The organism is Paenarthrobacter sp. RAF54_2, assembly GCF_052113945.1.
GTDB lineage: Bacteria > Actinomycetota > Actinomycetes > Actinomycetales > Micrococcaceae > Arthrobacter.
In genome coordinates this window covers 1-12,681 of sequence record NZ_JBFRDV010000047.1, presented here as the reverse complement: position 1 = coordinate 12,681, position 12,681 = coordinate 1, and the positions used below count along the sequence as shown (strand labels likewise).

The 12,681-nt window shown below is 58.8% G+C and carries 13 protein-coding genes and 1 pseudogene; 6 read left to right on the top strand and 8 right to left on the bottom strand.

Annotation, left to right across the window (positions count from 1 at the left end; all coding sequences use genetic code 11):
* Positions 1–193 (bottom strand): hypothetical protein (locus AB4Y87_RS25630; RefSeq protein ID WP_442007038.1); only part of this gene is annotated, 193 nt, incomplete at its 3' end.
* Positions 194–819: 626 nt separating this feature from the next.
* On the opposite strand from AB4Y87_RS25630, the gene AB4Y87_RS25625 reads away from it, so the two are divergent.
* The 4 genes from AB4Y87_RS25625 (at position 820) to AB4Y87_RS25610 (ending at position 1,924) form a co-directional block, all read left to right on the top strand.
* Positions 820–987, top strand: coding sequence for a hypothetical protein (locus tag AB4Y87_RS25625; protein WP_442007037.1), 168 nt, complete (start codon positions 820–822; stop codon positions 985–987).
* A gap of 73 nt (positions 988–1,060) precedes the next feature.
* Positions 1,061–1,396, top strand: a complete 336-nt coding sequence (locus AB4Y87_RS25620; RefSeq protein WP_442007036.1) for an acyl-CoA dehydrogenase family protein — start codon at positions 1,061–1,063, stop codon at positions 1,394–1,396.
* Between the two features lie 89 nt (positions 1,397–1,485).
* Positions 1,486–1,680 carry a hypothetical protein gene (locus AB4Y87_RS25615; RefSeq protein ID WP_442007035.1) on the top strand — a complete coding sequence of 65 codons (195 nt, stop codon included), beginning with the start codon at positions 1,486–1,488 and terminating at the stop codon, positions 1,678–1,680.
* Positions 1,681–1,741: 61 nt separating this feature from the next.
* Entirely contained in the window at positions 1,742–1,924 is a 183-nt protein-coding gene (locus AB4Y87_RS25610) for a hypothetical protein (protein ID WP_442007034.1), read from the top strand.
* 394 nt (positions 1,925–2,318) lie between these two features.
* Here AB4Y87_RS25610 and AB4Y87_RS25605 read toward each other — a convergent pair whose 3' ends face one another.
* Both AB4Y87_RS25605 and AB4Y87_RS25600 read right to left on the bottom strand, forming a co-directional pair.
* A complete protein-coding gene (locus tag AB4Y87_RS25605) occupies positions 2,319–3,071 on the bottom strand; it encodes an SDR family NAD(P)-dependent oxidoreductase (RefSeq protein WP_442007033.1) in 753 nt (250 codons plus the stop codon).
* Between the two features lie 68 nt (positions 3,072–3,139).
* Positions 3,140–4,102, bottom strand: a complete 963-nt coding sequence (locus AB4Y87_RS25600; protein ID WP_442007032.1) for an NAD-dependent epimerase/dehydratase family protein — start codon at positions 4,100–4,102, stop codon at positions 3,140–3,142.
* Between the two features lie 1,373 nt (positions 4,103–5,475).
* Here AB4Y87_RS25600 and AB4Y87_RS25595 point away from each other — a divergent pair.
* Both AB4Y87_RS25595 and AB4Y87_RS25590 read left to right on the top strand, forming a co-directional pair.
* A pseudogene (locus tag AB4Y87_RS25595) lies at positions 5,476–5,892 on the top strand (LacI family DNA-binding transcriptional regulator); the annotation flags it as partial.
* A 27-nt stretch (positions 5,893–5,919) separates the two neighbouring features.
* The gene (locus AB4Y87_RS25590; protein ID WP_442007039.1) at positions 5,920–6,771 is read left to right on the top strand and encodes a substrate-binding domain-containing protein; all 852 of its coding nucleotides are present in this window, start codon (positions 5,920–5,922) and stop codon (positions 6,769–6,771) included.
* 637 nt (positions 6,772–7,408) lie between these two features.
* Here AB4Y87_RS25590 and AB4Y87_RS25585 read toward each other — a convergent pair.
* The 5 genes from AB4Y87_RS25585 to AB4Y87_RS25565 form a co-directional block, all read right to left on the bottom strand.
* The gene (locus AB4Y87_RS25585) at positions 7,409–7,537 is read right to left on the bottom strand and encodes a hypothetical protein (protein WP_442007031.1); all 129 of its coding nucleotides are present in this window, start codon (positions 7,535–7,537) and stop codon (positions 7,409–7,411) included.
* Between the two features lie 321 nt (positions 7,538–7,858).
* A complete protein-coding gene (locus AB4Y87_RS25580) occupies positions 7,859–8,926 on the bottom strand; it encodes a flavin reductase (protein ID WP_442007030.1) in 1,068 nt (355 codons plus the stop codon).
* Positions 8,927–8,971: 45 nt separating this feature from the next.
* Complete coding sequence (locus AB4Y87_RS25575) at positions 8,972–10,387, bottom strand: alpha/beta hydrolase fold domain-containing protein (RefSeq protein ID WP_442007029.1); 1,416 nt, start codon at positions 10,385–10,387, stop codon at positions 8,972–8,974.
* Positions 10,384–11,604: a CaiB/BaiF CoA transferase family protein gene (locus AB4Y87_RS25570; protein WP_442007028.1), complete on the bottom strand. Its 1,221-nt coding sequence runs from the start codon at positions 11,602–11,604 to the stop codon at positions 10,384–10,386. Before AB4Y87_RS25570 ends, AB4Y87_RS25575 begins: the two co-directional genes overlap by 4 nt.
* A gap of 17 nt (positions 11,605–11,621) precedes the next feature.
* The gene (locus tag AB4Y87_RS25565; protein ID WP_442007027.1) at positions 11,622–12,431 is read right to left on the bottom strand and encodes an enoyl-CoA hydratase/isomerase family protein; all 810 of its coding nucleotides are present in this window, start codon (positions 12,429–12,431) and stop codon (positions 11,622–11,624) included.
* Positions 12,432–12,681 lie beyond the last annotated feature (250 nt).

Genomic DNA, 12,681 nt, shown 5'->3' with positions numbered 1-12,681 from the left:
GATCAGCATGCTGCGCCAACCGAAGGCTCTCCTCCCAACTGCCCAGGACCTTGCCCTCCACATTGGCAAGCGTCACACTCCCACGCATATTCGTAGCAAACGTCGCCAACTTCAACCGATTCTCATCATTCAAAACCGGCGTTGACCACTTATCGACACGAACATCCACCGCCTCCGAAGGCACGCTCAACATCTCTTCCGTCCTCGCTGACAAGACTCCACCTCGACTTAACTCATCGTGCGCAGCGCCCGAAACAACCCAGACAGCCACACAACCCAAAACTTATGAATACGATACCATAGCAGCATTGAATACGATACGTGAACGAGGGGCCTCATAGAAGGCCTGTGCGTAGCTGCAGTCGTTGCCTAAGTAGGAAATCTCCGGGATGGCCTTCAATGGATTCGATTCCAACTTATTTGCATCCGATTTCATAGTTGACTTCCCGAGTCCGCTCCAACCGTTCACCAAAGAGCCTGTTACCAGCACGATTGCTGACTATTTCAAAGAATCTGCTCTTAAGGTCAAGTGGCACCTCGTCGGCCGTGACGCTATTTACTCCGAGCACGTGGGCCTCCCGGCCGACCATGTAGTGCTGCACCACGTCTTGGACCCGTAAATCGTACTGACCTCGGATGCCACCGCCACGGCGAGGTTCCGGTTCGAGAGCCACCACTGTTCCCGGCCGGGCCACCGGTGAAATATATGCACAATTTTGGCGCGTACCACGAGACGTACATCCGCCGGGAAGACGGTGATTGGTATATCAAGACCTTCAGCTGGATACCGCCGATAAGCCGGATGTGAAGGTGAGCCCGATGCCGAAGATGGGCGTTGGTGCACCCTGGAACCGCTTCGAACTGACCGACGTAGGGATACCAGCGGAGTATGTCCGCGACCTGAGCGAACTCGTGAAGGCCGCCAACTCATCGACGTCACCGGCACAAGCAAAGTATCAACGCACCCCATCTCAGCAATGGTTCTAGGAATTGCTGAAGGAGTATGGGAAAAGACAGACGCATTCTTGCGTGAGCGCATGGTCCGAAACGAGCCACTTGCGTGGTGCCGGCTCTTCAGCACAAGCTCGTGCGCATGAAACAGAACATCGAAGCAGGACGATCGATGCTTTACGACGCAACACAACTCGTCGACGCCGGCCAAGGCGACGCCGTCGTGGACCACCGCCTGAAGCCCTTCCTAACCGAAATGGCCGTCGACATCGCCACTACATGCATGACTCTGCATGGCGGACGCGGCTACCAGCGCTCAGAAGGCATTGAGATCTATCTGCGTGACGCAGCCGGGCTCCTGATCGGGGAATGTACCCCAGACAGGCACTACTCAACGGTCGCGAACCTCCTTCAGATGCCAAGCGCACTGCCCGGGTCACCCTAAGCCAGACCTCACTGCTTAGCAGTGGGAGTAACTCATCCGGGCTGTACAAAATCCAGGGAAAAGGACTGTCAGCGTCTACCCCGCTCGCGATGAGCCTCGCCGATCAGCTGTTTGCCATCGAGCAGATCAAGCCAGTCCAGAACAAGTATTCTTCCGGTGCAGACCAGAAGAAATGGGATGACCTTGCTTCGGTATTCGCACCCATCCGGCGTCCACGTCTCTTCGGCCAGGTACCGATCACACCCATGCTGAGCGTGTTCACCGCGTTTTTGGCCTTCCGGTGAGTGGCGATCAGCGCATTATGAACAGTGCATTATTTGGCAAGTCGATTCTGGGACACCTCCCATGGCAAAACGCCCCCACATGCGCGGCGAGCCACACATCCAGGCCCATGTCCCTAAACCGGCAGAACACGCATGGCCTCACGACCGCCGCGGAATCGGGCATATTGTTTTCGGCCCAAACCTTGGTCCGGCCGTCCGGGAAGAGGCCCGCCAGCTCGCCATCCGACATCGCATCAAGCCGTAGCGGCGTAACGCGGCGCCCTTGATGGCCTTCTGCGCCGTTGACACGTCCTGGTGGGAGCAGCCAACCGCCTCAACGATCTGCCGATTGTCAGCGGTGGTCGAAAAGTGAGCCATTTCGCGGGCGGCGGTATTCAGCGGTCGTTGCACCGGTTCATGGTTGTAGCGCGGGTGAATTCATCCTATAGCCAGGTGCTCCATGGGACTCTGCCAACCCAACACTTCGCGTGGCCGATGGTTGAGTGCAGTGGCGACCGTGATGAGGTGTTCGGGGCTGTGGACGCCCAGATCTGCTCCTTTCGGGAACTACTGGGGAGTAGGCCATTCTGGTCTCGTTTGAGCGGTGCAGCGGAGGGCTCGGTGCGTCACAGAAGTACACCGGGATAAGTGACTGAGGGCTACTGAGGTGCCATACGGAGCGCTCCGTCCATGCGCACCGTTTCGCCGTTGATGTAGTCGTGCTCGGCGAGCATCATGACGAGTTGCGCAAACTCGTCGGGTCGCGCGAGCCGCTGGGGGAAGGGAACTCCCGCGGCGAGCCGCGCCCTGTAGTCGTCAGCCACGGTAGCCAGCATCGGAGTGTCTACTATGCCGGGGGCAATCGTGTTCACCCGGATTCCGGACCGTGCAAGGTCTCGAGCGGCCACGATTGTCATCGCGGCGACTCCACCCTTCGATGCTGAGTATGCGATCTGTCCAATTTGGCCTTCGAACGCCGCAACGGACGCGGTGTTGACGATGAGGCCGCGCTGGCCGTTTTCATCCGCAGATTTTTCGCACATTTTCTCGGCAGCGAGGCGCATCACGTTGAATGTGCCAACGAGGTTAATATCGATTGTTCGCTGAAACATCGCTAGATCGTGGGTGCCTTTAGATGACAGGATCCGACGAGCCGGTCCGATCCCCGCGCAATTGACAGCAAGGCGAAGAACGCCATTTCCGACAGCATCGAGCGCCGCCCTCACCTCATCCTCGTTCGTAACGTCCGCGGCTACGTATGTCAGTCGATCCTTGCTAGGAGCCTGTTCGATAGAGGAAGGCAAATCAATGCCTACCACAGTGGCGCCTCTCGCGAGGAGAGCATTCACAGTTGCCGCGCCCAGTCCGGATGCAGCTCCCGTCACCAGCACGGTTGCGTCTTTTAGTTCCACGATTCTCCTTCGACTTAAATCATCAATCACATGTGTTGGGCATCTGCGACAGACTCCCGGTGCTCAGTTCACGTCAAGCTACGGGAGGTGTTCGATTCCTGTTCGCGGAATAGCGCAATCATCTCGGCCGCGCCGGCGCGGAAATCGGTCTGCGGTATCACGCCCAGATCGCGTTGAGCCGCACTGCCGTCGATGAGCGCCGTTTCCCAATCTCCGGAAGTGGATTCGTGGGAGATATGCGCACCAGGAACCAACTCTTGAAGTGTGTGAATCACATCATCCCAGGTGATCGTCTCCACTACCGGGGCGTTGTAGAGCGACAGCGGTGTGGAGGGGCCGACCATGGCCGCCACAAAGGCGCGGGCCATGTCGGCGTTGTAGATCAGCTGGATCCGACTCGACAAATTTTTGGTCTGGTTCAATACGGCGGGACGGCCCAGTGCCACATCACGGATCATTGAGTTGAATCCCCCCATGCCGCCTGTGTAGCGGCCCATCCCGTATGCGAGAACAGGTCGGATACCTACTACATCCAGGCCGAAGAGATCCCGATAGGCGTCAGCGGTGATTTCAACAGTCCTCTTGCTGGCGCCGTACAGATGCATTGGTGACGTGGGTGAGTCCTCCGTTGCCAGCGAGTCTCCATACATCCCCTGCGGCCCCAAGACGGAGACCGTACTGGCATAGCAAACACGCTCCATGTCCAGGGCTACAGCTGTATCTAGAACATTTCCAGAACCAACAACATTCACGTGGATTGTTCGCATCGGATTCGCATTGGACTCAACCGCCAGGTATGCCGCCAGATGAAGTACTCGAGTGACATTCTCGCGTCGAGCGAGTTTCATCAAGAAGGAGAGATCAGTAATGTCACCCTCCACTACCACAACGTCGTCAATGACATCCGCGATATTGGCTCTGTTGACTTTGAAGTCCAGCGCGACCACCCGATGGCCTAGTCCTACAAGCTGTCGCACGACTTCCGCACCGATCTGCCCAGTGCCACCCGTGACGAGAATACTGTCCGTCAACTAAAGACTCCCTTGTTGTATGCAGGAACTGCCGCTCAGCAGTACCCCGTCAATTCGGTGCTTCGTTCATCCTCTTAGTCCCGTCCAGCCAAGACCGGTTTGCCGTACGTATGAACCGTCGCCTCGCCTGGGTCCACTCGATATGTGCTTGATACTGCGATGGACTGTGTGTCATTCGCTCAATTTCGTAAAGAGCCGTTCACCATTGAGAGTTCTTATCGAGGCGATTAGTAGCCTGACTCAGGCGCCGCACCATTGAGCGTCTGTGGGATGACCAACACGCTACCCCGTCTTGAATACGATGTCAATCACTCAGGAACCTGCACCCGTGGGGTATCTGAGACGGCGAACACTGAAGGCAACCGGGACTTTGAATACGATGTCAGTCAAAGCGCTAGTCGTTAGATGGTCTCGCATAATCAGGGCTAATCGAACACGAAAGTGTAGGTCGCATCCTGATTTGGCCAACCGTGACGAACGACGTCGTGATGTCGTGCGTGAGGTGGCCGGGAAGTCGGGCACGAATCAGCCACAAACTTGACAGGTGCGAACATTGCGCGGAGTCGGAGGACCGGCTTTTCGATGGGCACGCAGATCGAAAAGCCGGTGATCAGTCTGAGGGACGTCAGTAGTTCATTTTGCATGTCCAGCTTGTGTTTGCCCCGGTGCGGCAAGATAGCAGCAGGAGCTGCCCTGGTCCCCTTGCCGGAGGTGCGGCACCGAGGCTGTTGTTTACTCCGGCGCAGAAGCTTGATCATTTGGACGCGTACGAGGCTGCCTGTGAACGCAAGCTGCCCCGGACTGAACCGCGTTGACAATCATGGAAAAAGTACGGCAGCTCTTGGAAGACATCTCCGTGGAGGAGGAGGAGGAGCAGCAGCCCTGGTTCAACAAGCGCTAGTAGGTACCTGCGTAACCCGACATTTGCCGGTATCGCTACCCGTGCAGCCCAGGCCTGACTGGAGTCGCGCGCCACGGTGCCACCCGCCGTCAATCTGCCCCGCTCCCGCACTCGCAAATACTTCGATCGCTACACGATCGATATCCCCGCCCATATATCGTCGGCATCCACGGCCTGCCGCAGATGGTCCATGCCGAACACAGGACGTCGACGACGTCCAAGACCGTCGCCGCGTTGCTGGCCGACATGGAAGTCACTCTCTCGCACTCAAGGCCGCGAGCCAGCATTGATAGCCCGTACGGGGGCGTAGTTCAAGACCCTCAGATAGGCCCGGCCTTCCCGGAGCGGTTCTGCTCCCTCCGCGACGCCTGGGAATTCATAGCCGGCTTTGTGGACTGGTGAAGGGCCTGCGCACCGCCGCAGATGGCACTACGGCATCGCTTTCGGTAAGGCCGTAGAAAGGGCGGAAAATATGACGCCCGCGCGGCGAAGGACCAGGACGCTAGCCAAAACGACGGTCCCAAACTCCTCGCCCGATGCCGGTGGACCAACTGGCCCTCCGAAAACCAGAAGCGGAACAAGCAGCCTAACGCCCACCGAACGCAAATCCGTGACAAATATCGCCCCGGAGAGCAGGCCAGCAAGCCCTTTCTCGCGACGATTCTTGAATACGTACGCCATTAGACACCGAGGAACACTGTGTTGGGCAGGTTTCGACGCTAGTATCTGTGTTGTGACCATTACAAGTGAAAAAGCCATATTAACGAGCAGAGACATCGCGCGGCTGAGCGGCGTGTCGCAAAGTACAGTGTCGCGCGTCCTGAGCGGGCACCCGAATGTCTCGGCGAAGACCCGTGCCGCGGTCACGGAGGTCCTTAATCAAACTGGGTTTGTGCCTAACGCCTCTGCTCGAGCAATGCGTACCCAACGCTCAAGGTCGATCGGGGTCGTCGTGGCTACGCCGGTCAACTTGTACTCCCTGGAAGTGATGGGGCAGGTGCACGAACACGTGTCCAGTCACGGACTCCGTTTGAGTGTATGGCTGGCCAATGCTGACGGTAGCGCCCCGGATGCCTTGCAGGCGCTGCGCGAGCGGTCCGTCGACGGCCTGATCTACACCACAGCAGTCGATAACATGCCGGAGCTTGAGGCCGATATAGATGCCGGTGCACCGATCGTGCTCATGGGGCGCACGATCCGCGGCGTGGCAACGGACACGGTGGCCGGAGCGAACGTCCAAGGCGGCGGCCGGGTTGCTGACTACCTGATCCAGAATGGTCGTCGTAATATCGCGTGGGTAGGGGGTCGAGCGTTCAGCCCAGGGCGTGAAATCGAGCAAGGTTTCCGGAAGCGTCTAGCGAGCCTCGGCTCCCCCATAGACGAAAGTCGCGTCTTCTACGGAGACCTTTTCTACGCTTCCGGCGAGGAGGCAGTCGAGCACCTTTGGAATAGCAAGCGCAAACCCGACGCGATCTTCTGCGTCAATGATCTCGTCGCCTACGGCGTACTCGACGCCGCTCGCAAGGCTGGCATACGTGTTCCGGAGGACCTCTGGGTGATCGGGTACAACGACATCCCGATCTCGGGCTGGGCTGCGTACGACCTAACCACGGTATATCAGCCGATTACAGACATGGCGCGGATAAGCGTAGAGCTACTCCTGCAGCGGATTGAGGGAACACAAGGGCCTTCTCCACAGCGGCGACGGCTCGAGGGGAAGCTCATCGTTCGAGGCTCCACCGCCCACGTGCCAGCCGAGTCGCAGTAGATGTGAGGCGTGCGCGAGCAGCAGCCCTCGTCGGCTGACCTACCGGAAGTCAGAGCGCTGTGGTGCACCGGTCGGGTCAATTACTGGTATCAATGCACAGCGGCGATACTCTCATGCAGTCTTGGCTAATGCGAACGTTCGCTAAATCGCTTGGAGCAGGCTCGGGAATGCGTGCGCGCCCAGACTGCTCAAGGCTGCCGTGACACGGTCCAAACCGGCGAACGTCGTCTGGGCCGAGACGCGTCGCGTGGATCAACTCTGTGGAGCGTCGACGCCAGGGCAAGCGACTGCTCATGGCTTTGACACCCGCAGGGGGTGTCGTTCAAGCGGGTTTGTCGTTCAAGATCACGGAGTTCACCTCGACCAACAGGTCTCGTCGAACGATCCGGTCATACGGGTTGGCAGCCGCTAGAGGGTTGGAGATTTGCCGCTTGCGCAGACGGCATCGAAGCCTGTTTCTTCGACGAGGGACATGGCTGTTCCCGTTCGTCTTCGTAGACTACGGCAACGGGGATTGGAACGCGATCGGAATGACCCCCTGGAGTTGCCTTGGAGGCAAACGAGCCAGTCGAGATGGCGTTCCCAGCCTTCGTTATCGGCTGGCTGAACTGGGTGCTGACCTAATCGCTCTCTCCGCCTATCCGTCGTCCAGTGCCGCGATGTTGCCGTCGCGATGCGGGTAGTAGTTTGAAATGTCGATGATCACGGCACGTTCGGGAGCATGCTGGACGAGGATCTTGATGTCCAGTATGCGACCAAACGGCACCGATGTGATGCAGCACAAGCTGCGGCATCCGCAGAGCATGGAAGCCGAGTCGAGGTGAGGGGCCAACCATCTATTAGGGCGGACCCCTTACACATCGACGAAACCCCCTCTGCCTGTACCGATACGAGACACTGGGTTCTCTTCCATCGGACGTCCACTGCGCTGCCTGCGTGGCGAATGCCGGGTGCGTCCCGGTTCCAAAATTTCTAGCCGAAGCCGCACGGCGCGGGCCAGGAAACCGCACATGTGTCCTCAGCGGACAAGTAGTCCGGCACAAGAAACAACGGGACGGTTCGGGTCAAATAAGCTTCGCTCGCTACTCTATTGCGTCCGAGGAAGGTCCGAGGGCCGAACAACATTGAGAGCGAATGTTGTGAAGGCGTCTTCGACCTCTGAGCGTTCCAATCGACCTCCGTCACGGAACCACCGAGCGATTGAGAACAACGAATCGCAAATGAACTGCTGCGCCATTCTTGCGTCGGCTTCATAGAACACGCCGCTGCTCGTGCCGCGCTGAATTACCGCTGTCCAGCGGTTGCGGAAGTCCTCTTCCAGTCCCTTCAGCCGCTTCGACGCCCCGAGAGTGAGACTTGCTCGTTCGCTCTGAAACATGATTGCTGCCGCTGCATAATCACGCAAACTATCAAGGGATGCCCTTATGAGCGATTGCAGTTGCTGGTCTGCAGAACTGGAATCCTCAATCCGCTCGTCGAAGCGTTTCAGCAGAACCTCGAGAAACCCGACCAACAACCGCTCTATGACCTGCTCACGAGTCTCGGACCAGGCACGTGCCTCGAATGCGTTCAGGCCCAGCAATTCGGCCACCTCTTCGGCGAGTTTCGCCGAAGAGTCATCCGCGGCGGTTGCACCCGCACCATTCCCTGGCGACGGGTCCGGCAGATGCACCTGGCCAAAGCGGCCACGCAGGAACGTCATTGGCAACTCGTCGGACTCAACGTTGAGGTCAATTACTCTGCCGACCACGATCTCGTGATCGCCCGAGTCGAAGACCTGCTCGATCTTGCAGTCGACCCATGCGGTCACGCCGCTCAAAATGGGGGATCCGGTCGGGGCCGGCCTCCAGTCAGCACCCTCGAACTTCTTCCCATCGCGGGCGGAGAACTGACGACTCAGTTCTCCTTGGCTGGCACCTAACACATTCACGCAGAAAAAGCCTGATGATTGGATCTTTGGCCAGCTGGTTGATGACTTGGCGGGCATGAACGACACCAAGGGCGGGTCGAGGCTCAGAGAGTTAAAGGTGCCCACAACCATGCCCACAGGCCCATTACCGGCCACGTCGGCGGTAACGATGGATACCCCGGTTGGATAGTGACCGAGGACGTTCCTAAAGAGATCTCCGGCGATTGCCGGCGCTTCGTTTCCCATGAGATACCTTTCGTCGTGAAGCGATTCGAATCACGCTTCGGAGGACTAAATAGTTGGCGATAACTGGCTAGATACTTGCGCCCTCACGAACGCACCGATCTCGTCCAGTGCCTGCTGCCCCTGGGGCAGGAACGATGAGAACAGGGGCCAGACGTGGACCATGTCGGCGTACTCTTTGTAGTCGACATTCACGCCTTCTCGGCGGAGCTTGTCGGCTAGGTTCCGCGAATCATCGCGCAGTACCTCGGCACCGCCCACCAGCAAGAGGGTCGGGGGCATCCAGCTGAGATCGGACGACATCGGGAATGCCGCTGGAGCTTGCTCGGGACTTTGGCCGTTCAGATACAAGGCGGCATTCCGGCGGGTTCCCGCTTGCCTGCAAATGGGATCGATGCTCGCGAGCTCTTCGAAGCTGGGATTGGTGACCGTCAGGTCGATGAGAGGCGACACCATGGCCACACAGGCGGGCAGGGGCGCACCGACGCCGCGCATTTCGAGGAGGGAGCTGAGTATTAGTCCGCCACCCGCGGAGTCTCCGATCGCAAAGCAGGACTGCGGCCCGACCTCATCGAGCGCAGCTGCAAGTACCCGGCGCGTATCGTCGAGACCCGCTGGGAAAGGGTGCTCAGGGGCCAGCCGGTACTCGGCAACAAATATTCGCGCGCCGGTCGCCGCGGACACCTCCGCGGCGAATGCGCAGTACCCGTTCGCCGAACCCATGACATATCCGCCCCCATGTATCAGAACACCGGTCCGGGCTCTTGAAGTACCTTCAGCTTGGACCCAGTACCCGTCTACACCGCCATACGTCGCGGCGGCGATAAAGGCGTTGTGACGCACGGGTAGCTGAGCGAGTACGAGCTCGAATCCTTCGCGTTGTTGCTCCAGAGTCACGCTCTCGGCAGGTATCGCTTCGCGGAACATCGTCACTACGCGATCGATCAGAACGGCAGTGTTGGCTTTGTCGTCCTCAGCATCCTTCTGCACCTGGTGCAGCTTTGGAGCGCTCGAGTACCAGTACACAGGTTCGGCGATGACGACGGGCTTGTCAACGGTATCGGTCTCGACGACCACTTTCAGCGTCACTCGCACGCCCTCGCCTTTGACGGTCGCGTCGAGCATCGTCACGCTGAGTCGCAGCTTCGAGTCGACCGGAATCGGGCTCGTGATGCGCACTCGTTCGCTGCCGTAGATCAGCGATAGCGTGATACCCTCCACCTTGTAAATCTTGTCCATCAAGCGTGGGATCATGGACAAGACCAGGTCGGCGTGCACGAGCGTTCCGCCGAACTTGCTATTTTTCGCCCTGACGGGATCGGTGTGTATCCAGTCGTCGCTGCCGGTCAAGGCAGCAAACTCATCAATCATTGCCTGCGTTATGACGGGTCCATCGGCGCTTCCGAGGTCATTGCCGACCTGCGATGCGAACTCGTCAATGCTGGCGAACACTCGAGGGCTCATACACTCTCCTTGCTCGGTGCGTAAATGACTTTTTGTTCCTGGAGCGCCTGAGCTTCTTCAGGCGCAAACCCGATTTCGTCCAGAAGTTCCAGCGTGTCTTCCCCGAGCCGCGGCGGGCGGTATGAGGCGACCCGATCCCACGTGTTGGAGCGGTACGGTGTAGACGGCAACCAATGCGGCTCGGTCATGTCGTTATCAACCCAGGCGAAATCTCCATAACCGCGCAGTTCAGCGTCACGAACGATTTCCAGATGGGAGCGCACAGGCCCAGCAATGATGCCCGCTTCACCGAGCAGCTTCGCCCACTCCGCCCGCCCCTTCTGGGCAAAGATCGGCGCGAGAACCCCCTTGAGTTCTTTCTTATTGGCGATTCGATCGGCATTGGTGACGAAGCGGGGGTCGTCATGTATCTCGGGAATCTCCAGGAGATCACACAGCTTCCTCCACTGATCCGGATAGTAAGCGACTACCTGCAAATATCCGTCTGCGACGCGGAACATATCCGTCGGAGCACCCAGAGCACCAGCTGTGTTGCCCCCACGTTCAACCTCTTCGCCAAAGCGGGAGGCGATGGCGAACGCAGAGCTCTGCACGTAGGTCGACACCTCGAAGAGTGACACACGTAGGTGAGCACCCACGCCGGTAGACGTGCGCTGGAGTAGAGCAGCGAGGATAGCTTGGCCGATTGCAAGTCCGGTGGCTGCATCGACGACCTGGATGCCGACCTTATATGGCTCGCCTTCCTCAGGTCCCGTAATCGCCATCAACCCGGACTGTGCCTGCAATACCGCGTCAGTGCCTGGCAAGTTCCTTCCAGCACCGTCCGGGTTATACCCGGATAACGACGTGTAAACAATGCGGGGGTTCAATGCCTTTACAGCCTCGTAGCCGAAGCCGAGCCGATCCATCACCCCGGGTCGGAAGTTCTGCAGGAGAACGTCACTCGTCGCGATAAGCCTTTTGACGATTTCGCGGCCCTCGGGGGTTCTGATATCTACCGCAAGCGCTCGCTTGCCGCGGTTATACGCGGCGAAGATAGCAGGAATCCCCACTTCAGGTCCCACATTGCGCCCCAGTTCACCCTCTGGCCGTTCGATCTTGATCACCTCGGCCCCGAGGTCTGCGAGCATCACACCCGCCGAGGGACCCGCGATTAGCTGCGTGAAGTCCAGCACGCGGTGTCCAGCGAGCGGACCATTAATCATTTCGTTAGGCATTTCTCTGGAGTACCCTTTCATCGACCTTGAAAAGACGGCATGTCGTTCTTCTGGATGAACGCGTTACGCGCGATCTCGTGATCCTTTGTTGACCAAGCGTCACGCTGGCTCTCTGCCTCAAGCTGTAGCGCCTCATAGATGTCGGACGACAGACTATCGTCGAGCATGCGCTTGGTGAGACCGAGCGCAACAGTCGGACCAGCGGCAAGTTGTGTGGCAAGTTCCATTGCACGTCCGAGGACGGCGTCCGGTGCGCAGAGCTCTGTGACGAGTCCCCACTGGCTGGCTTCCTCAGCCGTCAATCGTCCCTTGATGAATGCAAGTTCCTTGGCCCTCGCTGCGCCCACCAGGCGCGGCAGCGTGTAGGACACGGCGAAATCCGGTACAAGCCCAATACGGCTGAATGCCAAGACGAAATCCGCCTGTCTCGACACCACGCGAAAATCGCAAGCAAGAGCCAAGCCAACCCCAGCTCCGGCCGCCACGGCATTGACCGCTGCAATCGTCGGTTTAGCCAGCCGCAGCAAAGGCAGAACGATGGTTTCGTGCAGTTGGCGCATCGCCTTGTTCGCGGCGTCGGGAGACTGCAGTTCATCCATGCCCTTGACATCGCCTCCGGCACAAAACGCCTTGCCGGTTCCCGTGATGACTACGCAGCGAACCTCCGGCTTGGAAGCCTCGACGAGGGCATCGCTGAGTGCGAGCTTCATCTCAGTCGYCAGAGCATTGCGGTTGCCGTCCCGCACCATCTCGATCAGAAGCACAGAATTCTGTAGCGATAGTCGAACCTGCTCGTCCGTCCGGACTGCTGAGTCGCTTCTCGACATATGGTGTTCCTCTCCATTGAAGGCTGTTGTGGCTGCACCTGGAAAGGTGCAGTTCCGCCGGGGGTTCCGACCGTCGCCGCGGGTGGCGGGGGTCGGTGTGATGCGGGTTAGCGGCGGAGGCCGGCTTGGACCATGAGGGGCAGGATGTCGTCTTCCATCTGCTGGAGTCCCTCGTCATAGTCGACCCAGGAGATGGCCACTCCGTCGAGTCCGGCGTTGGTCAGCTCCAGCAGGGATGCGACGACCTGCT

What these genes read in the sequence shown, in the direction of transcription:
- AB4Y87_RS25625 (WP_442007037.1), top strand. Translation starts at nt 820, where the DNA reads ATGCCGAAGATGGGCGTTGGTGCACCCTGGAACCGCTTCGAACTGACC.
- AB4Y87_RS25615 (WP_442007035.1), top strand. Translation starts at nt 1,486, where the DNA reads ATGAGCCTCGCCGATCAGCTGTTTGCCATCGAGCAGATCAAGCCAGTC.
- AB4Y87_RS25610 (WP_442007034.1), top strand. Translation starts at nt 1,742, where the DNA reads ATGGCAAAACGCCCCCACATGCGCGGCGAGCCACACATCCAGGCCCAT.
- AB4Y87_RS25590 (WP_442007039.1), top strand. Translation starts at nt 5,920, where the DNA reads ATGCGTACCCAACGCTCAAGGTCGATCGGGGTCGTCGTGGCTACGCCG.
- AB4Y87_RS25580 (WP_442007030.1), bottom strand. Translation starts at nt 8,926, where the DNA reads ATGGGAAACGAAGCGCCGGCAATCGCCGGAGATCTCTTTAGGAACGTC.
- AB4Y87_RS25575 (WP_442007029.1), bottom strand. Translation starts at nt 10,387, where the DNA reads ATGAGCCCTCGAGTGTTCGCCAGCATTGACGAGTTCGCATCGCAGGTC.
- AB4Y87_RS25570 (WP_442007028.1), bottom strand. Translation starts at nt 11,604, where the DNA reads ATGCCTAACGAAATGATTAATGGTCCGCTCGCTGGACACCGCGTGCTG.